General features: G+C 61.0%; 20 protein-coding genes and 1 other RNA gene. 8 read left to right on the top strand and 13 right to left on the bottom strand.

Annotated features, from left to right (window positions below; translation table 11 throughout):
- Window positions 1–98: 98 nt before the first annotated feature.
- Window positions 99–1,520 carry a M48 family metalloprotease gene (locus ACRRNM_RS10675; protein WP_435628201.1) on the top strand — a complete coding sequence of 474 codons (1,422 nt, stop codon included), beginning with the start codon at window positions 99–101 and terminating at the stop codon, window positions 1,518–1,520.
- Window positions 1,521–1,626: 106 nt separating this feature from the next.
- Window positions 1,627–3,273, top strand: coding sequence for an ArnT family glycosyltransferase (locus ACRRNM_RS10670; RefSeq protein WP_435628200.1), 1,647 nt, complete (start codon window positions 1,627–1,629; stop codon window positions 3,271–3,273).
- Between the two features lie 14 nt (window positions 3,274–3,287).
- Here ACRRNM_RS10670 and ACRRNM_RS10665 read toward each other — a convergent pair whose 3' ends face one another.
- Entirely contained in the window at window positions 3,288–4,250 is a 963-nt protein-coding gene (locus tag ACRRNM_RS10665) for an acetyltransferase (RefSeq protein WP_435628199.1), read from the bottom strand.
- 30 nt (window positions 4,251–4,280) lie between these two features.
- Window positions 4,281–4,633: RNase P RNA component class A (gene rnpB / locus ACRRNM_RS10660), an RNA gene on the bottom strand.
- A gap of 90 nt (window positions 4,634–4,723) precedes the next feature.
- Between rnpB and pyrC the strand changes: the two genes are divergently transcribed.
- On the top strand, window positions 4,724–5,758 hold the full coding sequence (gene pyrC / locus ACRRNM_RS10655; RefSeq protein ID WP_435628198.1) for a dihydroorotase: 1,035 nt from the start codon (window positions 4,724–4,726) through the stop codon (window positions 5,756–5,758).
- 1 nt (window position 5,759) lies between these two features.
- Window positions 5,760–6,077, top strand: coding sequence for a DUF2288 domain-containing protein (locus tag ACRRNM_RS10650; protein ID WP_435628197.1), 318 nt, complete (start codon window positions 5,760–5,762; stop codon window positions 6,075–6,077).
- A gap of 4 nt (window positions 6,078–6,081) precedes the next feature.
- Here the strand turns inward: ACRRNM_RS10650 and pap are convergent, their stop codons facing one another.
- Window positions 6,082–7,578 (bottom strand): polyphosphate:AMP phosphotransferase, encoded by a 1,497-nt coding sequence (gene pap / locus ACRRNM_RS10645; protein ID WP_435628196.1) that lies wholly within the window; start codon window positions 7,576–7,578, stop codon window positions 6,082–6,084.
- A gap of 28 nt (window positions 7,579–7,606) precedes the next feature.
- Window positions 7,607–8,062 (bottom strand): phosphohistidine phosphatase SixA, encoded by a 456-nt coding sequence (gene sixA / locus ACRRNM_RS10640; protein ID WP_435628195.1) that lies wholly within the window; start codon window positions 8,060–8,062, stop codon window positions 7,607–7,609.
- Window positions 8,063–8,142: 80 nt separating this feature from the next.
- Between sixA and ACRRNM_RS10635 the strand changes: the two genes are divergently transcribed.
- On the top strand, window positions 8,143–8,484 hold the full coding sequence (locus ACRRNM_RS10635; RefSeq protein WP_435628194.1) for a hypothetical protein: 342 nt from the start codon (window positions 8,143–8,145) through the stop codon (window positions 8,482–8,484).
- Here ACRRNM_RS10635 and ppk1 read toward each other — a convergent pair.
- On the bottom strand, window positions 8,481–10,571 hold the full coding sequence (gene ppk1 / locus ACRRNM_RS10630; RefSeq protein WP_435628193.1) for a polyphosphate kinase 1: 2,091 nt from the start codon (window positions 10,569–10,571) through the stop codon (window positions 8,481–8,483). The two genes, ACRRNM_RS10635 and ppk1, sit on opposite strands and share 4 nt — an antisense overlap.
- 12 nt (window positions 10,572–10,583) lie before the next feature.
- Complete coding sequence (locus tag ACRRNM_RS10625; RefSeq protein ID WP_435628676.1) at window positions 10,584–10,856, bottom strand: oxidative damage protection protein; 273 nt, start codon at window positions 10,854–10,856, stop codon at window positions 10,584–10,586.
- Between the two features lie 191 nt (window positions 10,857–11,047).
- On the opposite strand from ACRRNM_RS10625, the gene ACRRNM_RS10620 reads away from it, so the two are divergent.
- Window positions 11,048–13,129, top strand: coding sequence for a TonB-dependent copper receptor (locus ACRRNM_RS10620; RefSeq protein WP_435628192.1), 2,082 nt, complete (start codon window positions 11,048–11,050; stop codon window positions 13,127–13,129).
- A gap of 256 nt (window positions 13,130–13,385) precedes the next feature.
- Here the strand turns inward: ACRRNM_RS10620 and ACRRNM_RS10615 are convergent, their stop codons facing one another.
- Entirely contained in the window at window positions 13,386–14,210 is an 825-nt protein-coding gene (locus ACRRNM_RS10615; RefSeq protein ID WP_435628191.1) for an undecaprenyl-diphosphate phosphatase, read from the bottom strand.
- 80 nt (window positions 14,211–14,290) lie between these two features.
- Window positions 14,291–14,551: a YkgJ family cysteine cluster protein gene (locus ACRRNM_RS10610; RefSeq protein ID WP_435628190.1), complete on the bottom strand. Its 261-nt coding sequence runs from the start codon at window positions 14,549–14,551 to the stop codon at window positions 14,291–14,293.
- Between the two features lie 106 nt (window positions 14,552–14,657).
- Between ACRRNM_RS10610 and ACRRNM_RS10605 the strand changes: the two genes are divergently transcribed.
- On the top strand, window positions 14,658–15,818 hold the full coding sequence (locus ACRRNM_RS10605; protein ID WP_435626700.1) for an IS30 family transposase: 1,161 nt from the start codon (window positions 14,658–14,660) through the stop codon (window positions 15,816–15,818).
- Window positions 15,819–15,962: 144 nt separating this feature from the next.
- Here the strand turns inward: ACRRNM_RS10605 and ACRRNM_RS10600 are convergent, their stop codons facing one another.
- Window positions 15,963–16,370: a MarR family winged helix-turn-helix transcriptional regulator gene (locus ACRRNM_RS10600; RefSeq protein ID WP_435628189.1), complete on the bottom strand. Its 408-nt coding sequence runs from the start codon at window positions 16,368–16,370 to the stop codon at window positions 15,963–15,965.
- A 138-nt stretch (window positions 16,371–16,508) separates the two neighbouring features.
- Here ACRRNM_RS10600 and ACRRNM_RS10595 point away from each other — a divergent pair, with 138 nt between their 5' ends.
- Window positions 16,509–17,069, top strand: coding sequence for a Yip1 family protein (locus tag ACRRNM_RS10595; RefSeq protein WP_435628188.1), 561 nt, complete (start codon window positions 16,509–16,511; stop codon window positions 17,067–17,069).
- A 277-nt stretch (window positions 17,070–17,346) separates the two neighbouring features.
- On the opposite strand, the gene tkt is transcribed toward ACRRNM_RS10595, so the two are convergent.
- The 4 genes from tkt to zwf all read right to left on the bottom strand — a co-directional run bounded on the left by tkt (window position 17,347) and on the right by zwf (window position 24,819).
- The gene (tkt, locus tag ACRRNM_RS10590) at window positions 17,347–19,383 is read right to left on the bottom strand and encodes a transketolase (protein ID WP_435628187.1); all 2,037 of its coding nucleotides are present in this window, start codon (window positions 19,381–19,383) and stop codon (window positions 17,347–17,349) included.
- 2 nt (window positions 19,384–19,385) lie between these two features.
- Window positions 19,386–20,519, bottom strand: coding sequence for a transaldolase (gene tal / locus ACRRNM_RS10585; RefSeq protein ID WP_435628186.1), 1,134 nt, complete (start codon window positions 20,517–20,519; stop codon window positions 19,386–19,388).
- A gap of 398 nt (window positions 20,520–20,917) precedes the next feature.
- Window positions 20,918–23,248, bottom strand: coding sequence for a glycoside hydrolase family 15 protein (locus tag ACRRNM_RS10580; protein ID WP_435628185.1), 2,331 nt, complete (start codon window positions 23,246–23,248; stop codon window positions 20,918–20,920).
- Window positions 23,249–23,304: 56 nt separating this feature from the next.
- Window positions 23,305–24,819, bottom strand: a complete 1,515-nt coding sequence (gene zwf / locus ACRRNM_RS10575) for a glucose-6-phosphate dehydrogenase (RefSeq protein ID WP_435628184.1) — start codon at window positions 24,817–24,819, stop codon at window positions 23,305–23,307.
- Window positions 24,820–25,079: the final 260 nt, after the last annotated feature.

Raw genomic sequence — 25,079 nt, 5'->3', positions numbered from 1 at the left:
GAACTTCGCCCCACAGTCTTATCAAAAGGCAGCGTTTGCTGCCTTTTTTATTTGCGGCGACAATCACACCTAATTTTTAACACCCATCAGGAACTGCCATGCGTCTACTGATTATCGGCCTCGCTCTTTCGCTGCTGGCCGGCTGCGCCCAGAATCCGGTCACCGGGCAGAACGATTTCGTGATGATGTCGGAAGCACAGGAAATCGCCCTCGGCCGCCAGTACAACGAACAGGTGATCCAGAAGCAGTACCAGGTCTACGAATCGAAGCCGTTGCAGGATTACGTCAACCGCATCGGTCAGAAACTCGCAAAGAACAGCCACCGCCCCAATCTGGGCTATCACTTCACCGTGCTGGACACGCCGGAAGTCAACGCCTTCGCGCTGCCCGGCGGCTATGTGTACATCACGCGCGGCATCATGGCCTACCTCAACAGCGAGGCGGAGCTGGCCGCCGTGGTGGGCCACGAAATCGGCCACGTCACGGCACGCCACGGCGTGCGCCAGCAGAGCGCCGCTCAGGCCGCCAACCTCGGGCTGACCATCGCCTCCATCTTCGTGCCGGAAATCAATTCGATGGGCGGGCAGAACCTCACCAATCTGGTCGGCGGCGCGCTGCTGTCCGGCTACGGGCGCGAGCACGAGCTCGAGGCCGACCGCCTGGGTGCGCAATACCTCGCGCGCTCCGACTACGATCCGCAGGCCATCATCAGCGTCCTGCGCACGCTGAAGAACCAGGAGCTGAAGGATGCCGAGTTGGCCAAGCAGGAAGGCCGCGAGCCGCGCCGCTATTCCGGCCTGTTCGCCACGCACCCGGACAACGACACGCGCCTGAAACAGGTGGTCGGCGAAGCCGACAAGCTGGCTCCCGCCACCCCCTTCGAGGGCCGCGCCGAGTACCTTGCCGCCACCGACGGACTGGTGTTCAACGACAACACCGAGCAGGGCGTGGTCCGCAATAACCGCTTCTACCACGGCGAGCTGGGCATCGCGCTGCAGTTCCCGGAAGCCTGGCAGGTACATAACCTGCCGGATGCGCTGGTCGCCGTCAGCCCGCAGGGCGAAGCCCGGTTGCAAATGAATATGGATCAGAAACCACGCGGCACTCCGGCAGACTACGCACGCCGCCTGGCGGGCTATAGCGCGCAAGTGCGCTCGCTCGACCTAAACGGTTTGCCTGCCGCCACTTTCGAATTGCCGAATGCAGTCGGCGGCGTGATTTATTTCGACCAGAAGGCATTCATCGTGCAGGGCCAGGGCAAGACCAACCAGAGCCTGGCTGCGCACCGCTCCGAGATCCTCGACACGGTGCACAGCTTCCACGCACTCACCGCCGAGGAACGCAAACTGGTCAGGCCGCTCAGCATCCATGTCATCACCGCGCGACAGGGCGACACCTATGCAAGGCTCGCGCAGGACTCGCCGCTCGGCAAATCGGCGGAAAGTTACCTGCGCCTGATCAACGCGCAATATCCGGATGGCGAACCGCGGGCGGGGCAACGCATCAAGATTGTGGAATAAGGACATCACCACGAAGAACGCGAAGATCACGAAGGATTCCCGCGGAATTGCACCTTCGCGTTCTTCGTGCCCTTCGTGGTTGGTTTAATCATAATTTCAAGAATAAATGTATTTCATAAAGCCCACCGACCCGCACCCGATCACCCCCGCCAAGGCGGTGATGCTCGGCCTGCTGTGCCTGACCTGGCTGGGTACGGGGCTGATCGGACACGACCCGTGGAAGCCGGATGAGGCGACCGCCTTCGGGCTGATCTACTCGATGCTGCAAAGCGGCGACTGGCTGGTTCCGACCCTGGCGGGCGAGCCGTACATGGACAAGCCGCCGCTGTACTACTGGACCGCCGCACTGTCCGCCAAATTATTTTCCCCGCTGCTGCCGCTACACGATGGCGCACGCCTCGTCAGCGGTTTTTATATCGCGCTGACCCTGCTGTGCACCGGCCTCGCCGGACGCAAACTGTACGGCGAGAACCGCGGCTGGGCGGCAGCGATCATCCTGCTCGGCTGCGTCGGCATGCTGGTGCGCGCACACCAGATGATCACCGACCTCGCGCTGCTCGCCGGATGCGCGATGCTACTCTACGGCTTCATATACAGCCAAGAACGCGCGCTGCGCGCCGGTGTGCTGATCGGCACCGGCGTAGGCATCGGTTTCATGTCCAAGGGCTTCATCGCACCGGTGCTGTTCGTTTTGATCGCCGCGCTGCTGCCCGCGCTGTTCCGGAACTGGCGCTCACGCAACTATCTTTCCAGCCTGGGCATCGCCGTTCTGTGCGCCCTGCCCTGGCTCACGATCTGGCCGCTGCTGCTCTACCAGCATTCGCCGCAGTTGTTCGCCGACTGGGCATGGACACACAACATCGGCCACTGGCTGGATCACGCAAAGGGCGGTCCTACGAGGGAATCGCTCTACTACCTGAAAAACCTGCCGTGGCTGGCGTGGCCCGCCCTGCCCCTCGCGGCATGGACGATCTGGCAATCGCGCAAGCGCCTCGCGCAGCGCGACGATCTGCACCTGCCGCTGGTCACCCTGGTCGTGATGTTCGTCACGCTCAGCCTCGTGCCGGACATCAAGGAAGTGTTCGCGCTGCCGATGCTGCTGCCGATCACCCTGCTCGCCACCGCCTCGCTGTCGTCGCTGAAACGCGGCGCGGCCAACGCGCTGGACTGGTTCGGCCTGATGACCTTCGCGCTGTTCGCCATCGCGATGTGGTGGGGCTGGGCGGGGCTGCTGCTCGACAACCACGCCAAGATCACGCTGTGGCTGAAAGACTACCAGCCGGGCTTTGAGCCGGAATTTCACGCCGCACCATTCGCCATCGCGATTATCGCCACCTTGCTGTGGCTGGTGCTGGTGTGGCGCGTCGGCCGCTCGATGCGCCGCGCGGTGACCAACTGGGCGACCGGCATCACGCTGGTCTGGGTGCTCGCGATGACGCTGTGGCTGCCGTGGCTGGACAGCGGCAAGAGCTACCGCAGCATGGTCGCCTCGCTGAAGCGCGCCATGCCGCAGCAATATCAATGCGTCGGGCGCGATTACCTCGGCGACGGACAGCGCGCCATGCTGCATTACTTTGGCGGCATCGTCACGCAGCCAGACCGAGGCGGCCGCTGCGACCTGCGCCTCGTCCAGGGAGACCGGTTATCCAGGCCGCTACTCGACGAAACCCGCTGGGAAAAAATCTGGGAAGGCAGCCGCAAGGGCGACAAAAACGAGCACTACCGGCTATACCGGCGGATCGGGAAATCGTGAGAGCAGCACCGTAGTTACGATGCCGCGGAAAATACCTCGTCGAATGCCTGCATGAATCGCGGCAGTTCGTTTTCCGGCAGCCGGTTGATGCCCGCTGCACCCTTCCTGCCGCCGCCGGTATCGAAGCGGGAACAGAGAATGTCGGCGCCGCTACTGGTGGACTGCGGAGCGCGCACGCTGACCACGAAGGCACCGTCGCCGCGCTGCGTCAGCACGGCATGCGCGCGGTCGGGGGATGCGCTGGCAAGAGAGTTGCCGAAAGCGCCGTTCACGCGGCGGCTCCAGGGTTTGGCGGGAAGAATGTAGACCGCACCGTTCGGAGTTTCACGCTCCGGCCTGATGGTGCGGGCGAGCGCCATGTCCTCGGCGTAGCCCTGCTTCAGTATTTCAAAGACACCATCTTCGCGAGCGAAGATGAACGGGTTTTTCTGCTGGTGCAGGATGCGGTACAGTTCCGCGGGGTGGAAATGCAGGTCATCCACGGACTCGCCATAGCTGTTGTAGTTGAGGCACTCGCCCAGTTCGCGCAGCGTGGCAAGCCGTTTGGGGTCGAGGCCGAGCGGCTTGGCGGCCTCATATGCGGCTTCGTGGAGATTATCGCCGAACGCGCCGATAACCGCCCAGACCAGATACTTGCCGCCCAGATGACAGTTCACCAGCAGGCTGGTGCAGACATCCGGGCTGGTGTCGATCGTCGCGGCCAGATTGGGATGCTCTGGAATATCCTGCGCGACATGGTGGTCGAAATAGCTGACCTTCGCCCCCTTGCCGAGCAGCGCAAGCAGCGCAGCGCGGTTCTTGTCCATGGACAGATCGAGCACCGTCACCTCGTCGCCGGCACCGGCTTCCACGCGCCGCAGCAGGTCGATGTCGCGCTTGGTGCCGGTGACGAGATTATTGGCTGCCGGGAAGGCGAGCCGCAACTGGTGCAGCGCGCAGATGCCGTCGGCATCGCCGTTGAAAACATCGTGGTTCATCGTGATTGATCCAAAAATAATCATCCAAAAAGGTGAAGCTGGCCGGTAAGCCGGGTTCTGTCGTGGACAGTCATTCCTCTAGGCGTTTCGTTACCTGACGCTCGAGCAACCTACCCGCAGGCGACGCGAGCAACGTCATGGCCTGCCTATTTGGTCTTGCTCCGGATGGGGTTTACCCTGCCGCCAGTGTTGCCACCGGCGCGGTGAGCTCTTACCTCGCCATTTCAACCTTGCCTGATCTGCTCGCGCAGCCATCGGCGGTATATTTTCTGTGGCACTTTCCATCGCCTCACGGCGTCCGGCCGTTAACCGGCATCCCGCTCTGTGGAGCCCGGACTTTCCTCTCCGCACACAAGGTGCGCAGCGACTGTCTGGCCAGCTTCGAGGCGGAGTCTATCACGGGAACATCGGGCGAGTCCGTCAACCCGGACTTTGAATTACAATCCCGCCACTCGACCAAACGGAATACCCTCATGCAACAGATCACCCTCACCCGCCCCGACGACTGGCACCTGCATCTGCGCGATGACTCCTTGATGCAGTCGGTACTGCCGGATACTATGCGGCAATTCGGCCGCGCCATCGTGATGCCCAATCTCAGGCCGCCGGTCACCACGACCTCGCAGGCGCAGGCTTACCGCACGCGCATCCTCGCCGTGCTGTCGCCAAGCTCGAGATTCCGGCCCCTGATGACGCTGTATCTCACCGACAACACCACGGCACAGGAAATCCAGCGCGCCAAGTCGAGCGGCGTGGTGCACGCGGTCAAGCTGTATCCGGCGGGAGCGACCACCAACTCCGACGCGGGCGTGACGGACATCCGCAAGGCTTATCCGGCGCTGGAGGAGATGCAGCGGCTCGGCATGCCGCTGCTGGTGCATGGCGAAGTCACCGACCCGGCGGTGGATATCTTCGACCGCGAGGCGGTCTTCATTGAGCGCGTGATGCAACCGTTGCTGCACGACCTGCCGCAACTGCGCGTGGTGTTTGAGCACATCACCACGAAGGACGCGGTGCAGTTCGTGACGGATGCGCCCGGCAACATCGCGGCGACCATCACCGCACATCACCTGCTGTACAACCGCAACGCGCTGCTGGCCGGCGGCATCCGCCCGCACTACTACTGCCTGCCGGTGCTGAAGCGCGAAACTCATCGCGAGGCATTGGGCAAGGCAGCCACGAGCGGCAACCCGAAATTCTTCCTCGGTACCGACAGCGCGCCGCACGCACAGCACACCAAGGAAACGGCCTGCGGCTGTGCCGGCTGCTATACCGCGCATGCCGCCATCGAACTGTACGCCGAGGCGTTCGAACAATGGAACGCGCTGGACCGGCTGGAAGGCTTCGCGAGCTTTTACGGCGCAGATTTTTACCGCCTGCCGCGCAATACCGGCAAAATCACGCTACGCAAGGAAAGCTGGCAGGCGCCGGACAGCCTTGCGTTCGGCGAACACCGCCTCGTGCCGCTACGCGCCGGAGAAGCGATCACCTGGAAGCTGGGCGACTGACATGACCGCGACGGATAATCCCGGCGAGATATCCCGCATCAAGATCAATCTGGAAACCTCGAAGATTGCGTGGAAGGAGCTGCAGCGTTTCTTCGCCGGCGGCAAGGCGCTGGTGGCCTCCGCCGATCTGGACCTGGTCGAAGTCGCATACCAGATGTCCGAGGACAACGTGGAACAGATCCAGCAATGGGCCATGGCGGGAAAGCTGGTGCGCGTGCCCGATGAGCAGGCGCGCGAATGGTTTGAGGCCGATGCGCTGGTTTGGGCCGTAGTGGTTAAACCGTGGGTGCTGGTACAGCCGGTGGGCCTACTACACTAGGAACCTATTTTTCCTTTTTCTTTTTCATCGCCGCCTCGATCTGGCGGCACATGGTCTTCAGGATTTTGATGCGCGCGAAATTCTTGTCGTTGGCCTCGACCAGCGTCCACGGCGCGATTTCGGTGCTGGTGCGGTCCACCATATCGCACACGGCATGCTCGTATTCTTCCCATTTCTTGCGGTTGCGCCAGTCCTCCTCGGTGATCTTGAAGCGCTTGAAGCCGATCTTTTCGCGCTCCTTGAAGCGTCTTAGCTGCTCCGCCTTGCTGATGGTAAGCCAGAACTTGACCACCACGATATTGTGGCGCACCAGTTGCGCCTCGAAGTCGTTGATCTCGCTGTAGGCGCGCATCCAGTCGGTCTTCGAGCAGAAGCCCTCGACGCGCTCGACGAGCACGCGGCCATACCACGAGCGGTCGAAGATCGTCACCCGCCCGCGCCGCGGGACGTGCCGCCAGAAGCGCCACAAATAGGGCTGCGCGCGCTCTTCTTCAGTGGGTGCAGCGATCGGGACGATGTTGTACTGGCGCGCATCCAGCGCGCCGGTGATGCGGCGGATCGCGCCGCCTTTTCCGGCCGCGTCGTTGCCCTCGAACATGGCGAGAACGGTGATATCCTTGAACTTCGCGCTGCGCGTGAGCAGCGCGAGCTTGCCCTGATATTTTTCCAGCTCGGTTTCAAATTTCTTCTTGTCGATCTTCTGGTCGAGATCCAGCGTCTTCAGGATATGCAGCTTGTCGATCGAAGGGAGCGGCGGCGGCGCGGAAATCTCCGTCACCTTTTTGCCAGCCTCATCCAGGCGCTTGCGGATGGCGTCCAGGATGATCTTGCCCATGGTCAGGCTGCGGTAGCGCGGATCGTAACCCTCGACGATAGTCCACGGCGCTTCGGCCGTGCTGGTGTGGCGCATCACGCTTTCGCTCACGACGCGAAACTTTTCGTACATCTTGTAATGTTCCCAGTCACGCTCGGTGACGCGCCAGCGGGTCTTCGGGTCTTTTTCGAGGAGCTTCAGGCGCTTCTCCTGCTTCTCCTTGGACAAATGCATCCAGAACTTAAGGATCAGCGCGCCCTCTTCCACCAGCATCGTTTCCAGACGCCTGGCGCGCTCCAGGCTCTGGTCGAGGTCGGCAGTCTTGGTGCGCCCGGCCACCCGGTTGAGGATCGGCCAGGTGTACCAGGAACCGAGGAACACGCCTATCCTGCCCTTGGGCGGCAGCTCGCGCCAGAAGCGCCACATCATCGGGCGATCGAGTTCCTCGTCGGACGGCTCGCCCATACCGTGGGTCTGGATGAAGCGCGGGTCCATCCATTCGTTGAGCAGGTTGACGGTCTCGCCGCGCCCCGCGCCATCCACGCCGCCGACCAGGATGATGACCGGGAATTTCGCTAGCTTCGCCAGATCGATCTGCGCTTCGAGCAATGCCTCGCGCAGCTGCGGCACCTCCTTGTCGTAGGTCTCCTTGTCTATCTTGTGGCCGAGTTCGGCTGATTCAAACATGGTGCCCTCCCAAGTTCAGAAAAAATTCTCATAATAAATCCGGCCCGATAACCAGGCGCAACGTGGTCTGCGCCGCTCCCTCGCGTTCGCGCCGGTTGAACCACCACAGCGCGCCCTTCTTGATGTTCAGCGAATAGCCGTTGCAACCCAGCAGTTGCGCCGCGACTTCGCCCAGCGTCGGCTGATGCCCGACCACCAGTACCGTGCCACCCGCATCCGGCCAGTGCGCCGCCTGCAGGACATCCTGCGCGGAAGCGCCGGGCGCAATGGTGGGCGCGAGGGTGTAGCGTTTGGTGAGCGCCGCGGCAGTCTGCTGCGCGCGGGCCGCCGGGCTGACCAGGATGCGCGCATGTTCGGGTAAATGGCCATGCAAAAAGGCCGCGACCTTCTCGGCCTGCTTGACGCCCTTCGCGGTGAGTTCGCGGGTGTCATCGGGTGTGCCATCCGCCGCTTCCGCATGCCGCCACAGAATCAGGTCCACCATGGCCTCCGACGAATATTATTTTTCGTTGTCAGCATATACCGTATACACTGTTATCGTCACTTTAACCCTAAGGGAATGACATGACAACCAGGACAACCAAAAAGGCCACAACGGCTACGGCAAAACCCGCTGCAACAAAGGCACCGTTGAAGAAGGCACCGGCAAAAGAGGCGGAGAAGAAACCCAGGAAAGAGCACAAGGAGAAGGTGGTGCGCGATAGCTTCACCATGCCGCAGGGCGAGTACCGCAAGATCGCCGAGATCAAGGAGGCCTGCCTGAAGGCCGGGCTGCACGTGAAGAAAAGCGAAGTGTTGCGCGCCGGCCTGAAGGCGCTATGTGCCATGAATGCGGCGCAGTTGAAGCGCACCCTGATCGGGCTGGAAAAGATCAGGACCGGCCGCCCGAAAAAACACAAAGGCTAATTCTGGACCGCTTTGACCTGTGGGCTGGCGAGCTGCGCCAGCAATCTGTCCTGTGCGCACTTTAGCGCCGCGCGGCGCGGTTTCTTGCGCCGGTAATGCCCCTCGCCATCCATGTCCCACGACTGGCAGTTATCCTGCAGGTAAACCTTCAGCCCCTCGTCGATCACGCGCTTCTTGAGCTTCTTGTCGAGCACCGGGAAGCACACCTCGATGCGGCGGAAAAAATTCCGGTCCATCCAGTCCGCGCTTGCGAGGTACACGTCGTGTTTCAGGTCGTTGCAGAAATAGAAGATGCGCGTGTGCTCCAGGAAACGCCCGACCAGCGAACGCACGCGGATATTTTCCGACAGTCCTTTCACACCGGGGCGCAAGGCACACACGCCGCGCACGATCAGGTCTACCTTCACGCCCGCCTGCGAGGCCTCATATAGTGCGACTATGGTTTCCGGTTCGAGCAGTGCGTTCATCTTGGCGATGATATGGGCGCGCTTGCCCGCCCTAGCGAGGCGGGTCTCGTTCTGGATGGCGCGCAGCACCTCACTGTGCAACGAGAACGGCGACTGCCACAGGTGGTGCAGCTTGCGCGCCTTGCCGAGGCTGGTGAGCTGACTGAACACCTCGTTCACGTCTTCGCAAACTTCCTCGTTGCAGGTGAACAGGCCGAAGTCGGTATAGAGCCGCGCGGTGCGCGGATGGTAATTGCCGGTGCCGAGATGCACGTAGCGGCGCAGCCTGCCGTCCTCGCGACGCACCACCATCAGCATCTTGGCATGAGTCTTGTGACCGACCACGCCGTACACTACATGCGCACCCACTTCTTCCAAGCGGGTTGCCCAGTTGATGTTGGCCTCCTCGTCGAAGCGCGCCATCAACTCCACCACCACCGTCACTTCCTTGCCGCGCCGCGCCGCGCCGATCAGCGCCTCCATCAGTGCGGAGTCCGCGCCGGTGCGGTACACGGTCTGCTTGATCGCGACCACGCCCGGATCGCTGGCGGCCTGCTGGATGAAATCGATCACCGGCTTGAACGACTGGAAGGGGTGGTGCAGCAGGATGTCGCCTTTGCGGATCGCCTTGAACATGTCCGCACCCTTTTTCTGGATCACCGGCGGCACGCCGGGTGCGAATGCGGAAAACTTCAGGTCGTCGCGCGCCACCAGATTGGGGATTTCCATGAGCCGCACCAGGTTCACCGGCCCGTGCACGCGGTACAGGTCCTCCGGCGCGAGATTGAATTCCTTGAGCAGCAATTCGGCGATCTGCGGCGAACAAGTGTCGGCGATTTCGAGGCGCACCGCGTCGCCGAAGTGGCGCTGTGGCAGCTCACCCTGCAGGCTGAGGCGCAGGTTCTTCATTTCCTCCTCGTCCACGAACAGGTTGCTGTTGCGCGTGACGCGGAACTGGTAGCAGCCGAGCGCCTCCATGCCGGCAAACAGTTCGCCGACATGCGCATGCAGGATCGAGGAGAGGAACACGAAGCCGTGTGCGCAGCCGCTGATCTCCGGCGGCATCAGGATGGTGCGCGGCAGCACGCGCGGCGCCTGCACGATGGCGCGCGCCGAGTTGCGGCCGAAGGCATCCTTGCCCTGCAGCTCCACGGCGAAGTTCAGGCTCTTGTTGAGCACGCGCGGGAAGGGATGCGCCGGATCGAGCCCGATCGGGGTCAACACCGGCATCACCTCGCGCATGAAAAAATCCTTGACCCAGGCCTGCTGCACCTCGTTCCACTGGGTGCGGCGCATGAAGCGGATGCCCTGCGCGGCGAGCGCGGGGACGATGTCCGTATCGAACAGCCGGTATTGCCGCTCGATGAGCTGGTGCGCCTGTTCGCACACCAGCTTGAGCGTCTGTTTGGCGGTCATGCCGTCCGCTCCGACGGCGATGCCGCCGAGCTTGATCTGCTCCTTCAGCCCCGCCACGCGGATCTCGAAGAATTCGTCGAGATTGCTGCTGACGATGCACAGGTACTTCAACCGCTCCAGCAGCGGAACGGACGCGTCTTCGGCCTGCGCCAGCACGCGCCGGTTGAACTCAAGCTGGCCGAGCTCGCGGTTAAGGAATTGCTGCGGGGCGAATTTCTTGGCCAAGGCAGGGGATGATCAGCTCTTGGGCGGTACGTACCCTTGCGGCATCTGTGTGCCTTCGCCGAAGAAGTAGTTCTCCATCTGCGCGGCAAGAAACTTGCGCGCCTGCGCATCGGCAAGGTTGAGACGGTTCTCGTTCACCAGCATGGTCTGGAACTTGATCCAGCCCTGCCAAGCCTCCTTGGAAACATTCTCGAAAATCCGCTGACCCAGCGGGCCGGGGTAAGTCGGACGATCCAGCCCCTCCGCTTCGCGGCCCAGTTTCACGCAATGCACCATTCTTGCCATTTGTTCTATCTCCATGCGAGTGATTGACTCCCGCAATTATGACACCGGGACGGATTTTTTGCGCGCACCAAGCTGAAAACAAGCAAACATGAGGAGTGCGGCATTTTGACGCGCGGCAATATGCCACATTCCCAGAAGAAAATTCTTGGCCGAAAATTGCGGGGCTCTATAAAAATTCAGGGAGAAGAACCATGCAATTGAAGAAAATCACATTCTGTATCGCGCTGGCGTTTACGCCCGGTGCATTTGCAGCCGAATCAACCTTGCCGGAAGTGGTAGTTACTGCGCCTGCAATGGAACAGCCGCTGGTGGTAACAACCGACCCGCGCAAGCCGCGCCAGCCGATCCCGGCGCATGACGGGGCGGACTACCTGAAGACCATTCCCGGCTTTTCGGTGATCCGCAAAGGCGGCACAGACGGCGACCCAGTATTTCGCGGCATGGCGGGTTCGCGCCTGAACATCCTGCTGGATGGCGAACAGATTCTGGGCGGCTGCAGCGGGCGCATGGATCCGCCCACTGCCTACATATTCCCGTCTTCCTACGACAAGATCACGGTGCTGAAAGGCCCGCAGACGGTGATTTACGGCCCCGGCAGCTCCGCAGGCACCGTATTATTTGAACGCAACATTACGCGCCGCAGCGATACCGGTGCCGGTTTTGACGGCAGCGCAACGACGGGCAGCTCTGGCCGCACCGACCTGATGGGCGACGTGCAGGGCGGTTCGCCGGACTGGTACGCACGGGCTATAGCGACCAATTCGCGTGCTGGCGATTACAAGGATGGCAATGGCGTCAGCGTTCATTCCGCCTACTCGCGCTGGAGTGCCAATGCTGCCATTGGCTTGACCCCAAGCGACGGCACACGCATCGAATTATCGATGGCCAGGAGCGATGGCCATGCGGCATATGCCGATCGTACGGTGGACGGTTCAAAGTTCGCACGCGACAACGTTGGCCTGAAGGCTGACTGGAAGAACCCGGATCACGGCTTGCTGGGCAAGGTGGAAGCACAATTTTTCCGCAACTACATTGACCATGTCATGGATAGCTACAGCCTGCGCGCAGGCGGCAATCCGGCCAGCATGATGGCCGCGATGAATCCGGATCGCACCACTACGGGCGGGAGGATTGCCGGTACGCTGAATTTCTCTGATGCAACACAACTCAAGCTGGGCCTGGACGCACAATCCAATGTGCATACCGGCCGCACGGGTGCAGCCCCTGGCTACATGGGAGATTACACGTTGCAAGCGCGCATTGAGGATGCCAACTTCCAGAATCATGGCTTATTCGGTGAGGTTACGCATCAACTCGGCAACGATGCACGCATCGTCGGCGGCCTGCGCGCCGACTGGTGGAAGGCGCAGGATAAGCGCGCCACGGTATCCAGAGGCATGGCGGCGGCAGCGGCCAATCCCACCGCAAACCTTGCGCGCAGCGACACACTAACGAGCGGCTTCGCCCGTTATGAACGGGATGTGCTGGGTAATGCCGGCACTTTTTATGCGGGACTGGGTCACACGGAAAGATCTCCTGATTACTGGGAATTGCTTTACAAGCACACCGCGACCACGTTGAGCGCCTTCAATACAGTGCGCCCGGAAAAAACTACCCAGCTGGATGTCGGCATGACATATAAACAGGGCGACATCTCCGGCTCACTGTCGGGTTTCTACAGCAAGATCACCGACTTCAACCTGATCGAGTCGGCATGCAAAACAACTGCGGCAAACGCGCTGGTTGGATTGGCAAGTTCCTGCGGTATGGGCCAATATGCCGTCTCGATGACACGCAATATTTCTGCCACCACTTGGGGTGGCGAAGCCAGCGCGGCATGGCAATTTGCACCGCAATGGAAGGTGGACGGCTCGCTGGCTTATGTGCGTGGCAGCAACGACACCGACGGCACTGCTCTTGCGCAAATTTCACCGCTGGAAGGACGTCTGGGCGCAGCCTATGACAACGGTACGTGTAATATCGGCGGCCTGTTGCGCATGGTTGCCGCACAGGATCGCTTCGTGGCCAATCAGGGCAATATCGCCGGACAGGATATTGGCCGCACTGCAGGCTTTGGTGTGTTGTCGCTGAACGCCAGCTGGCGCGCCAGCAAGAGCGTACTGGTCAGTGCCGGCGTGGACAATCTGGCAGACCGCGTATACGCCGAGCATATCAGCCGGGCGGGCGCGATGGTGACGGGCTTCACACAAACCACGCGCGTCAACGAAATGGGGCGCAACCTGTGGCTGAAGGCAAACCTCAAGTTTGATTGAGCCTGTACGGTTGAAATGAAAAAGCCGCCGGACGATCCGGCGGCTTTTTTTGTACAGTGTAATAGGTGCTCCCCGTAGGAAAATTCCTAGGCGTTTTATAGGTTTCCCTATGAAAATTTAAGCATTGGCCGATATTTTTTCCAGGGTCAGTCTTGCATCATGCATCCACACGGCTCCCCTCCTGAGCGTGTGTCTTAATCCCGTTAAGACATTAACCAGCCACCCCCTTATGGCTGGTTTTTTTTACCCGTATTTTCTATGAGGCCGACCAGCTCACCGCGCCGGTGTAGGCAGTCAGCAATACAATCAATCCGAACACGATGCGGTACCACGCGAACACCACGAAGGTGTGGTTCGAGATGAAGCGGATGAAACCCTTCACCGCCCACATCGCGGCGACGAACGAACAGATGAAACCCACCGCGAACACCGGAAGGTCGGAGGCGTGCAGCAGCGCCCAGTTCTTGTAGAGGTCGTAGGCGGTCGCGGCAAACATCGTCGGAATCGCGAGGAAAAAAGAAAACTCCGCCGCCGTCTTGCGCGAAAGGCCGAAGATCAGCCCGCCCATGATCGTCGCCCCGGAACGCGAGGTACCGGGGATCATCGCCACGGCCTGCGCGAAGCCCACCTTGAGTGCGTCCGGCCAGCGCATCTCGTCCACCGAATTGATGCGCGGATGGTAGGTGCGCTTCTCCACATAAAGAATGATGAAGCCGCCCACGACTAGCGCGGTCGCGACGGTGATCGGGTTGAACAGCAGCGCTTTGATCGTCGAATGGAACATCAGCCCCAGCACCGCCGCCGGCAGGAAGCCGATGAACAGCATCGCGGCAAAGCGCTGCGAAGGCTTGTCGCTCGGCAGCCCCGCCACCATCTTCGCCAGCCGCTCTCGGTAGTCCCAGCACACCGCGAGGATCGCCCCGAGCTGGATCACGATCTTGAACACCTTGCTGGTCTCGTCGTTGTAGCCGAGCAGATCGCCGAGGATGATGAGATGGCCGGTCGAAGAGACCGGTAGGAATTCGGTGAGGCCCTCGACGATGCCGAGGATGGCGGCCTTGGTGAGCAGTGCAATGTCCATGAAGTCTCGTCATTCCGGCGCAGGCCGGAATCCAGTTGTTATAAAAAGGCCGTTCGCCCTGAGCCTGTCGAAGGGCAGGATTATACCTGCGGGCTCGTCGACCGCTCCAGCCGCGACAGCCAGCCCATCGCGTGCTCGCGCGTCTCGCCGCACATCTCGACGGACGGCTGCAGCCCGGCGCAAAAGGCCGGGCGCTCCGGCCTACCGAACACCTTGCAGCGCAGATCCTCGTCGAGCTGCACGCACGGCACTCCGGCAGGCTTGCCGTTCGGCATGCCCGGCAGCGGCGAGTTGATCGAAGGCGCGATGCAGCAGGCGGCGCAGTGGGGGCGGCAGTTCATATCAATGAATTATATTTGGTCTAAATGGTAATGGCAGAATGTCGGTGCGGATTCAACCCGTCGATGCAACACACTAAACTTTGCGAAAGCGAAAGGAGTGTTGCAGATGAAACAAAGACCTCGCATTCATTACACTGAATCCCAGAAGGCGCTGATGTGGGATCGCTGGCAGAAAGGCGATTCCCTTCAGCAGATCGCGCAGCTGTTTGATCGATACCATTCATCAATCGAGCGAATTTTGTCTGAGGCCGGCGGCATTCGGCCGATTCCTCGACGTCGTTCGAGACTGGCACTAACCTTGTCTGAACGTGAAGAAATCTCTCGATCAGTCGTTGCAGGGGATTCAATCCGCTCTATCGCCAAGAAGCTTGGCCGTGCCGCTTCGACAATTAGTCGAGAGATCGAACGTAACGGTGATCGAAAGAGCTATCGCGCAAGCCAGGCCGACCAGGCTGCCTGGGAGCGTGCGCATCGCCCCCAACCTTGTAAACTGGTGAAGAACCGCGCGATGGCACATATCGTGGCAGGCAAACTGAAAATGGCATGGTCACCGGAGCAGATTGCCGGATGGCTAAAATGCACCTATCCAGATGACGAGGACTATCAGGTGTCACACGAGACCATCTATCGCAGCCTCTACATCCAGGCCAGAGGCGCATTGAAGAAGGAACTTCTGGCCCACCTGCGGCGCACGCGAGTCATGCGCCGTTCGCGGCATCATACGCAGAAGACGGATAATCATGGCCGAATCACCGATGCGGTATCGATTAGCGAGCGTCCGGCCACGGCAGAAGACCGGGCAGTGCCAGGCCACTGGGAGGGCGACCTGCTGTGTGGGACTTTAAGTAGCCAGATTGCGACACTTGTTGAGCGCCAGACACGCTATGTGATGTTGGTGAAGGTGGCAGGAAAAGATACCGAGACCGTCATAAATGCATTGATCAAACATGCTCACAAGCTGCCGCAGGAACTTTACAAATCGCTGACGTGGGATCGAGGTAAGGAGATGGCGGACCACAAGCGCTTTACCTTGGCGACCGACATCAAGGTCTATTTCTGTGACCCTCAGAATCCTTGGCAGCGCGGGACGAATGAAAATACCAATGGATTGTTGAGACAGTACTTCCCAAAAGGGATGGACATCTCCGGATACACGCAAGCACAGCTAAATGGCGTGGCGAGGAAGCTAAATGAACGTCCAAGGAAGACGCTAAACTACGAAACACCGGCTGAACGATTTAACCAACTTGTTGCATCGACGGGTTGAATCCGCAGGCCATAGCGGCCAGTGACACGCACCGTCGATTAAGTCCGCGCAACCCAAAGCTATCTCTCGTCACCGTGAACAGCCGCCTATCAAGGAGACAGATCACCGATTTGATCGGCAATTCACCCAAGCTGAAGGCGAAATTCAATCAGATTTGGCGGCACTGCCCCAACTCGGCAAATTGAATTCTTCCCGGAGTAACTGAAGCTCCGGTTGATGCAGCGCGGCGAGTAAATCAAGAAGTCGCGCACCTTTTGGCCGGAGATATATTGCAACCTGGCGGCGATCATCCTTGCTGGCAACACGCTTGACCAGTTCAGCCTTCTCACAACGATCAACCAGGGCTACAACACCGTGATGTTTGGCCTGCAACCGTTCGGCCAGTTCTCCGATGGTGGCCCATTCACGCCCGGGAAACCCTTTGATGTGCAATAGCAATTGATACTGCAATGACGTCACCCCATGCGTCTGACACAAATCTTCACTCAAGCGCAAGAAACAGCGCAGGCGATAGCGGAAATGCGACAGCTTTTCGAAATCGGTTTTTTTCATAGTAATGTTTTTGCCCAAAGACGGCAGATTTTCTTGACAACACTCTCTTCATCGTCTAACGTATCACAACATGATATAATCATCATATGATACATCGTAACTCAAAATCGCTTTCAACTTCATGCAAGGAGGCTTCTCATGAACATTCTGTCGATTCCCAAAATGATCCTGACGCCAAGGAATAGCTGGCCCCATCTGGAAAAGCCCCCAACTTCTCTGGCAAGCTTGTTCTTGTCCCTGGTACTGCCGCTTTCCGCGCTGCCGCCGCTACTGCTTTACTATGCGGGGACACACTACGGCGATGCATTCGCCGCTGGGTTTGGAGGCAAACCGTGGGGAACGATTGCTATCGTTTTCTTCTTCGCCGAGATGCTTACCATACTCGGCATGGGCTGGTTCATCGGCCAAGTCGTGGCAGTTCAAGAGGCGCAGATATCGACACACTATGCCTACATGCTGGCCGGCATCACACCGACTCCGCTGTGGCTTTCCTCTATAGGATTGCTGGTACCAAGTTTTGCGTTCAATGCCGTCATTGTACTCATGGCCTTGGCGGCTTCATGCAGCTTAATTTATCACGGAGTGTATACCCTCTGTCACATGCGCGAAGAAACGGCTGCCGCAGCCATTACGCACACAGTGATGGGCGCCGTAGTGTCTGCATGGGCACTGCTACTGCTGGGCGTTGTGGCGAGTTAAGTATCTCCTTTTAGCTGCACAGAACAGACATAACGCGTTCTATCCTTTTATGGCAGCAATGGCCGACAAACCGCCACCCCAAGCATGGCAGCCTAGATGCGGTTACGCCTTGGGTAACCTGCGCTCCCTGCTCGGAGACACCATACTGCTCTGCAAAGTCGCGGTGTAGTCCGGGGCGAGGTTGAAATGTTCCCGTGACGAATCTGTCGTCCTTCTTCCACCACTGTGAGGGGCTGCGCTTCCTCGAAGCAGACTCTCAGGACATCTTCGTGCATGTTCACAGGCGGGCGATGAGGAGCCTCACGCGCTCGACGACATGCTCGACGGTAAACCCGAATTGGCGGAAGTTCTCTTCGCCGGGGGCGCTTGCACCGAAGCGATCGAGGCCGAGCACGTCGCCGTGATTCACCCACTCGCACCAGCCGAACGAAGACCCGGCTTCGACGGCGAGGCGCGCCGTCACTGACCGTGGAAGAACCTCCGCGCGGTAGCTTTCCGGCTGCGCGCGGAAGAGCTCGAAACTCGGGATGCTGACGACTCTGGCATCGATGCCTTCACTCCACAGCTTGCCTTGCGCTTCCACGATGAGCTGCACTTCGGAGCCGCTCGCCATCAGGATGACGTCAGGCTCTTTCTTCTTCTCCTTCGACAGGACATAGGCGCCGCGCAGCACGCCCGCTGCGCTCGCGAGCTTCGCGCGGTCGAACACCGGCAGCGCCTGACGGGATAGCGCGAGCAGTGTCGGCCCGCTCGTTCGTGCCATCGCCGCGCGCCAGGCATATGCCGTCTCGTTGGCGTCGGCCGGGCGAATCACGCAGAGGTTGGGCATCGCGCGCAGCGCCGCGAGATGCTCAACCGGCTGGTGCGTCGAGCCGTCCTCGCCCAATCCAATGGAATCATGGGTCATCACGTAGATGACCGGCAGCCCCGTCAGCGCGGCAAGGCGGATCGCCGGGCGCGCATAGTCGGTGAAGATCAGGAAGGTTCCCGCATACGGCCGCACGCCTCCATGCAGCGCCATCCCGGAAGACGCGGCGCACATCGCGTGCTCGCGGATGCCCCAGTGGATATTGCGGTTCTGGTAGCTGCCTTTCCCGAAGTCGCCGGAGCCCTTGATCAGCGTGTCGGTGGAAGGCGCGAGATCGGCGCTGCCGCCGATGAGCCACGGCAATTTGCTTGCAATGCTGTTCAGCACCTTACCCGATGCGGAGCGCGTCGCCATCGGACCATCCTTGGGCGAGAACTCCGGAATGTCCGCATCCCACCCGTCAGGGAGCGCCCCCCGCAGCGCGGCTTCGAAAGTCGCGGCGAGTTCCGGGTGCGCGTTGCGGTACGCGGCGAACTTCTCCTGCCACTCCGCTTCGAGCCGGCTCCCTCTGGCAACCATCTTGCGCATGTGTGCGAGCGCCTCTTCCGGCACGAGAAATTTTGCGTCGCGCGGCCAGCCGTAGAAATCCTTCACCGCCTTTACCTCTTCCTCGCCGAGCGGCGCGCCATGCGCCTTGGCGGTGTCCTGGGCATGCGGTGCCCCGTAGCCGATGTGCGAGCGCAGGATGATGAGCGAGGGCCTTTCAGTTTCGTTGACGGCATTCGCAAAACCCTGCTCAAGAGCGGCGAGATCGTTTGCGGCGTCGCCGAGGTTCTGTACATGCCAGTGGTAGCCCTCGAAGCGTTTCGCCACGTCGTCGGAGCAGGCCAGCTTCGTGTCGCCCTCGATGGTGATATGGTTGTCGTCGTAGAGGACGATCAGCTTGCCGAGCCCGAGATGCCCGGCGAGCGAGGCGGCCTCGTGCGATGCGCCCTCCATCAGGTCGCCGTCGCTGCAGAAGACAAAGGTGCGGTGATCGACGATCCCGTGTCCCGGCCGGTTGTAAACCGCGGCAAGGTGTGCTTCGGCCATCGCCATGCCGACGGCGTTCATCAGCCCTTGGCCGAGCGGGCCCGCGGTTGCCTCGACGCCCGGCACGCCATGCTCGGAATGCCCCGGAGTTTTCGAGCCCCACTGGCGGAAGCGTTTGATCTCGGAGAGCGGCAGGTCGTAGCCACACAGGTGCAGCAGTGCGTAGAGCAGCATCGAAGCGTGCCCCGCCGATAGCACAAAACGGTCGCGATCGAACCAGTGTGGATTGGCGGGATTAGCGCGAAGAAATCGCGTCCACAGCACGTAGCCTGCCGGAGCCAGCGCCATCGGCGTGCCGGGATGGCCGGAGTTCGCCTGCTGCACGGCATCCATCGCGAGGGTGCGGACGGTGTTGATGCAGAGGGCGTCGAGAGCCGTCCCGGTTGCCGTTTCTTCCGGTGTCCGATAATTCATTCTTATTCGCTCTCCGGATATTGCGGCAGCCGCTTCGCCATCGTCTCGATCAGGTGATCGTAGGGTTCGCAGAACTTCTGATAGCCTTCATCTTCAAGCTGCTGCGCCACCTGCTTCATGTCGATCCCGAGCTCCGGCAACTTGTCGAGCACCCACTGCGCGCCTGCAACGTCCTGCTCGATGCGAACCTCGGGATGGCCATGATCGCGGTACGCATCGAGCGTGCTGACCGGAACCGTGTTGATCGTATTCGGCCCGATGAGTTCGTCGACGTATTTTACATCGCTGTAGTCGTGCCTCTTGGTGCTGGTGCTCGCCCAGAGCAGCGTTTGTACCCGCACGCCGCGCGAGGCAAGTTTCCGGAAGCGCTCGCCGGTGAAGGCTTCCTTGCATATCTGATACGCGAGCTTCGAGTTGGCGACGGCGACCTGGCCATGGAGCTTCGCCGCAAGCTCCGCTTTCTCGCCGCCCGCCGCGATGATCTTTTCCAGGAGCGGATCGACGAGCGTGTCCATGCGGCTCACGAAGAAGCTCGCGACCGATGCGATATTTTCCACCGGCTCGCCGTGGCTCAGGCGATCTTCGATTCCCGAGAGGTAGGCTTCGATCACCTGCCGATAGCGCGGCAGCCCGAAGAGCAGCGTGATGTTGACGTTGATCCCCTCGCTGATGAGCTGGCGGATCGCGGGCAGTCCCGCGTCGGTGGCCGGCACTTTGATGAAAACGTTGGGCCGGAAGAGCTTGTCCCACAGGCGGCGCGCCTCCTCGATTGTCGCGTTGGTGTCGTGAGCCAGATGGGGGTTCACTTCGAGGCTCACGTAGCCCCACTCGCCCGAAGAGTTCTCGTACACATCCCGGAATTCGTCGGCGGCATCTTTCACGTCCTTGATGCTCATGGCGTCGTATATCTCGGCAGGGGTCCGCCCGCCCATGGCAAGTTTCTCGATGTCGGGATCGTAGTCATGGCTCTCAAGGATTGCCTTCTCGAAGATCGACGGATTCGAGGTCATGCCCCGCAGCCCGTCGTCTTCGATCAGGCGGTGGAGCCCGCCGCTCCTGATCAGGTCGCGGCGGATGTAATCCAGCCAGACCGACTGGCCGAGGTTTTCCAACTGTGTCAGCGGACTCGCTTTCATCGCTTTGGCCTCCTCATTGTCACGCAGCGTTTGCACACATCGAGAGAATCCTCTCTCCCGCCTGCGGGAGAGGGGTGTCCATAATGTACTCCGTCTGAAGGGAATTTCATGTACCCAATTTAATGTAATTGCGAAAATGTGCCGTCAGGGTTTCTTTTTCTGATGGCCTCCGAATTCGGACCGCATCGCGGACAGCAGCCGGTCGGCGTAGTCCGCTTCGCCGCGCGACGAGAAGCGGCTGAAGAGTGCGGCCCGCACTTCGCGGCGCCGCCTCGATGCTTGGCGCAAGCGAAGCAAAGACCGGCTGGAGATGCGCGTCCTGCGCGGCCGAGGGGTTGCCGGAAAAGAGGCTCGCGGTGTGCCCGTCAAATGCGGACGGCACTTTGAGGCCAATCCGGTTACTCGCAGACGACGGCTTCATAGTCGCTCCCTTCCCATGTCGCGTCGTCGCGCCAGTAGAACGTGAACTGAATGCTGTCGCCGACGCTGAGCCCGGCAACCGGAATTTCGGCCGCCCATACTCCGAGCCCGGTGTCGTCCGTCTCGCTGTCCCGCGCGTCGTTCCAGCCATTGATTCCCCAGTGCACGAGTGCAGGCCGCCTGAGCGCGATCGTAAACCGGTTGCCGCACTTCAGGCGCCGCGGCCGGTAGCGCGGCCCCCAGAGGTGATGCGTAATTTCCAGCGGCTTCCCCATATAACGATTCCACGTTGCGGCCGGCCTGTCGACGGGATAGCCGAGCGTGTGGCTGTAGCACAGCTTGATGAATTCGCTGTGCGCCCAAATCAGGGGCATCGCGCCTCCGCTCGGCTTGCCGGGCTCCAGTTTCCGCTCCGTGATGGCGGGGCTGTCCCAGACCTGCTCGGGGATAAGCCCGCCTGCTCCAGTCATCGCGGCCATCGCCTCAAGGTAGGGGATCGGGTCTGCGCCGGCCACAAGTGCATAATGCCCGCGCTCCCCGGTCAGGAGGGGCCAGCCGCGACCGCGGCCGCTTCCGTCGAACGCGCTGCCGTCTTCGTGCTCGCCGTATCCATCGCCGTTGTAGCGGTGCCAGACCGGCCCGTTCGGCGTGTCGGTCTTGAGCAGCTGGTCGGCGGCTTTCAGCGTCTCGAGGATGCGCGGATCGTCCGCGCGGCGCAGCCCGTAGCGCACGAGCTGCAGGAAGTCGGTCGCGATCTCCTGGTTGGCTGGCAGAAACGGATCGCGCACCCGGTTTTTGATGAGTATCTCCTCGGACTTCGCTCCTTCGTGCACGAGCGCGTCCACCGGCGCCGTGCGGATGTAGTAGCCGCCAACGCCGAGCCGGCGCGAAAGCTCGGTATCCTCGGCATAGGTCCATTGCTCGACATGCGCATTCCAGTTGTCGGCGAGCAGGAGCGCGAATCTGCGCGCCCGTTCGTCGAGAAACGCGCTGCCCTCGACGAGCGCCGCAATTGCGATCGCGAGCGTGAACGTGTTGACGCCGGGGTCTTCTTCCCACCGGTCCTGGCCGGTAACCGGGCCCTCCCGTGCGATGAAGCGCAGGGCCCTGCGCACCATGTCTTTCACCGGGATGCCATTGAGCGCATTGCGTTCATCCAGCAGCGAGACAAGGATGACGGGAAATGCCGCTTCGTCGAGCTGGATGCCCTGCCAGTGCGCGGTGCCGCCGAGCCACTGGTTCTGCAGCCAGTGTCCGTCTTCCTGCTGGGTTGCGATAAGATAGCGGAGCACGTCGCGCGCATCATCGTACGATTGCATCGCGACCATCGCACCCGCGGTCTCGACAAGGTCGCGCGACCACACGAGATGGTAGCCGCTGCGATCCACACTATTCTCACCCCAGGGAACGGAGAGGCTCGCGACAACCGCGCCGCAATAGGTCCGGTCCTGGTGGACCTTGAGGACCATCGCCGACAGCTCCAGCGTGCTGCGCAAATTTGGCGGCAGTCGGGGAAACCGGCAACCGCTCAGCCAGGTTTGCCACGCCCGGCATTGCGCGTCCCAGACCGACGAAAAGTCTTCCATCAGGTTCGCGACCGCAAGCGTCGCCGCCGAGCCCTTGCTTGTGCCGAGCCCGAGGGCGAGGGTCGCGCGGACCGGGAGTTCGCCGGTCAGCGCAACGGCGCCCGGCCCGGCGCTGTCGTACTCCCACGTCATGCGCCCGTTCCGGTTGAAGTCCTGCCAGCCGTCGCTTTCCTCGATGGAGCCGGCGGAGCAACGCTGCCAGACGTCTTCGCCCCCGTCGCCTGCCGCAGCGAGCGCCAATCCGAATGGCCCCTGCTCCGCACAGAGGACGGTGCGGCCGTTGTGTTTTTCCACCGAGGCGACATTGCGCTCGCCATCGGCTCCAAGGCGCGGCGCGAGCAGCGCATAAAGCCGAAGGTTGGCATCGCCTTCGAGCCGCAGGCGCAGCATCAGCACATCGCGGCGCTGCGACGGACAGACCTGCAGCGTGAACGTGAACCGCGGATGGGTGTGCACGACCTCAACTGCGGGCACGGCGGGAGAAGGGAGCTTGAGGACGTAACTGCCAAGCCGCCGCAGCTCGACCCAGAAACCCATGTCGTCCGCAATGATGAACCCGATGTCCTTGATCTGGGGAATGTCGATGCGCGGATAATAGACTTCGGTGACGATGCCCTCGGCGAGAGTGAACCACACGCGCGATGAACCGAGGCTCGTGCCCACCATGTCCTTGGCGGCGGGCGCCCAGGTCGGACAGGAATACCCTGCGGGTGGTGCTTTCATCGGCTGCCTCTCCAGTGGGCACAAGGGCTGGTCCTACCTTTGCCGGACGGGCTTTGCTAGTCCGGCTTCGTCAGCGTCGGAATCAGCCAATTATTGCCGTCGCGCGCAATCAGCGATTCGGCGGTCTCCGGACCCCACGAACCGGTGACGTAGTTCGGGAAATCCGGCGCGGGGTTTTCCGCCCAGACGTCCAGGATCGGCATCAACAGCTTCCAGGCGGCCTCAACCTGATCGGCGCGCATGAACAACGTGGCATCTCCGACCATGACATCCCAAAGCAGTGTTTCGTACGCTTCCGGCGTGTCAATACGGAATGCGTCACGGTAGCTGAACCGCATATCGACGGGCCGCAGACGCAACCCGGAGCCCGGCTCCTTCGCCATGAACTTGAGGACGATCCCCTGTTCCGGCTGGATCTGGATGACCAGCCGCACCGGCTGCCGGTTGATGCCTGCTGATGCCGGGAAAGAGCGGTGGGGCACATCGCGGAAGCGAATCGAAATTTCGGAGACATCGGCAAACATGCGTTTTCCGGTACGCAGATAGAACGGCACGCCCTGCCAGCGCCAGTTGTCCACATAGAGCTTGAGAGCCGCATAGGTTTCGGTGTTGGAATGCGTGGCCACGTCGGGCTCGTCGCGATAGCCCGGCAAATGCACGCCCTCTATCCATCCGGCACCGTACTGGCCGCGCGCCGCACAGGAGGGCACGTCTTCGCTGGCGATCGGGCGCAGCGCGTGCATCACATCAACCTTCCGGTCGCGGATGTCATCCGCGTCATATGCCACGGGCGGCTCCATTGCGACGAGGCACAACAACTGGAGCAGATGGTTTTGTACCATGTCGCGCAAGGCGCCTGCCTGTTCGTAGTAGCCGCCGCGATTTTCTACCCCCAGGGTTTCCGCCACCGTGATGGTCACGTGATCTACATAGCGGCGGTTCCAGATAGGTTCGAAGATCGGGTTTGCGAAGCGCATCGCAAGGATATTCTGCACGGTCTCCTTGCCCAGAAAATGATCGATGCGGAAGATCTGCGATTCGCTGAAGAAGCTGCGCAACACGTCGTTGATCTCGCGGAAAGAAGCGAGGTCGTACCCGAGGGGTTTTTCCACCACGATGCGCACGCGCTCGCGATCCTGTGCGAGTGCGGTCGCACCCAAGCCGCGTGCGATGGCCTCAAACAGCGAGGAGGGGGTGGCCAGGTAAAATACCTTGTCGGCCTTGCATTCCCATTCGTGATCGCAGGACGCCAGCACCTTTTCCAGCCCGGCGAAGCTGGCCGGATCATTGATGTCGGCTTTGACGAAGCGAATCTTGCGGGAAAATTCCTGCCACGCCTGATCCGCTGGTGCGCCGCTGCGCGAATGCCGGATGACGCCTTGCAGGTAATAATTGGCCAGCGTCTGGTTATCGTAGTTTGCGCGGCCGACGCCGAGCAGCAGAAAGTGTTCGGGCAGGCGCCCGGCAAGATGCAGGTTGAAAAGCGCCGGCACGATCTTGCGCGATGCAAGATCGCCTCCTGCCCCGAACAGCACGAAATACTTGTCGCGCAAAGCAGTGGCCGGTTTCATGTTCTGCCTTTCGCATGGTCATGCGGGGTTCATGTGGCATGACGGTTCTGCAGGTCACGCCATGCATCGCATCAAGCTGAAAGATACCGATCCGCTGTCGCCCGGTTCAGTACCGTATTCGGATGATCCGGGCGAACTGGTTGATCGGAAACTGGCGGATCAAGAATAATAGCGAGGGTGCCGGTTTGCGATAAAGTGAACTGCGTATTTTCGAACCGGCCGCTTCGAACGGTGCGGCAAAGGAAGAAGTCCTGTTTCCG

This window comes from Ferrigenium straubiae (assembly GCF_051257895.1).
In the GTDB taxonomy this organism is placed as follows: Bacteria; Pseudomonadota; Gammaproteobacteria; order Burkholderiales; family Gallionellaceae; genus Gallionella; species Gallionella straubiae.
This window is presented reverse-complemented; position numbering and strand designations above follow the sequence as displayed.

Excerpts from the sequence above, each read along its gene's own strand:
- ACRRNM_RS10675 (WP_435628201.1), top strand. The coding sequence starts at position 99 with ATGCGTCTACTGATTATCGGCCTCGCTCTTTCGCTGCTGGCCGGCTGC.
- ACRRNM_RS10670 (WP_435628200.1), top strand. The coding sequence starts at position 1,627 with ATGTATTTCATAAAGCCCACCGACCCGCACCCGATCACCCCCGCCAAG.
- ACRRNM_RS10665 (WP_435628199.1), bottom strand. The coding sequence starts at position 4,250 with ATGAACCACGATGTTTTCAACGGCGATGCCGACGGCATCTGCGCGCTG.
- pyrC (WP_435628198.1), top strand. The coding sequence starts at position 4,724 with ATGCAACAGATCACCCTCACCCGCCCCGACGACTGGCACCTGCATCTG.
- ACRRNM_RS10650 (WP_435628197.1), top strand. The coding sequence starts at position 5,760 with ATGACCGCGACGGATAATCCCGGCGAGATATCCCGCATCAAGATCAAT.
- pap (WP_435628196.1), bottom strand. The coding sequence starts at position 7,578 with ATGTTTGAATCAGCCGAACTCGGCCACAAGATAGACAAGGAGACCTAC.
- sixA (WP_435628195.1), bottom strand. The coding sequence starts at position 8,062 with ATGGTGGACCTGATTCTGTGGCGGCATGCGGAAGCGGCGGATGGCACA.
- ACRRNM_RS10635 (WP_435628194.1), top strand. The coding sequence starts at position 8,143 with ATGACAACCAGGACAACCAAAAAGGCCACAACGGCTACGGCAAAACCC.
- ACRRNM_RS10625 (WP_435628676.1), bottom strand. The coding sequence starts at position 10,856 with ATGGCAAGAATGGTGCATTGCGTGAAACTGGGCCGCGAAGCGGAGGGG.
- ACRRNM_RS10620 (WP_435628192.1), top strand. The coding sequence starts at position 11,048 with ATGCAATTGAAGAAAATCACATTCTGTATCGCGCTGGCGTTTACGCCC.
- ACRRNM_RS10615 (WP_435628191.1), bottom strand. The coding sequence starts at position 14,210 with ATGGACATTGCACTGCTCACCAAGGCCGCCATCCTCGGCATCGTCGAG.
- ACRRNM_RS10610 (WP_435628190.1), bottom strand. The coding sequence starts at position 14,551 with ATGAACTGCCGCCCCCACTGCGCCGCCTGCTGCATCGCGCCTTCGATC.
- ACRRNM_RS10605 (WP_435626700.1), top strand. The coding sequence starts at position 14,658 with ATGAAACAAAGACCTCGCATTCATTACACTGAATCCCAGAAGGCGCTG.
- ACRRNM_RS10600 (WP_435628189.1), bottom strand. The coding sequence starts at position 16,370 with ATGAAAAAAACCGATTTCGAAAAGCTGTCGCATTTCCGCTATCGCCTG.
- ACRRNM_RS10595 (WP_435628188.1), top strand. The coding sequence starts at position 16,509 with ATGAACATTCTGTCGATTCCCAAAATGATCCTGACGCCAAGGAATAGC.
- tkt (WP_435628187.1), bottom strand. The coding sequence starts at position 19,383 with ATGAATTATCGGACACCGGAAGAAACGGCAACCGGGACGGCTCTCGAC.
- tal (WP_435628186.1), bottom strand. The coding sequence starts at position 20,519 with ATGAAAGCGAGTCCGCTGACACAGTTGGAAAACCTCGGCCAGTCGGTC.
- ACRRNM_RS10580 (WP_435628185.1), bottom strand. The coding sequence starts at position 23,248 with ATGAAAGCACCACCCGCAGGGTATTCCTGTCCGACCTGGGCGCCCGCC.
- zwf (WP_435628184.1), bottom strand. The coding sequence starts at position 24,819 with ATGAAACCGGCCACTGCTTTGCGCGACAAGTATTTCGTGCTGTTCGGG.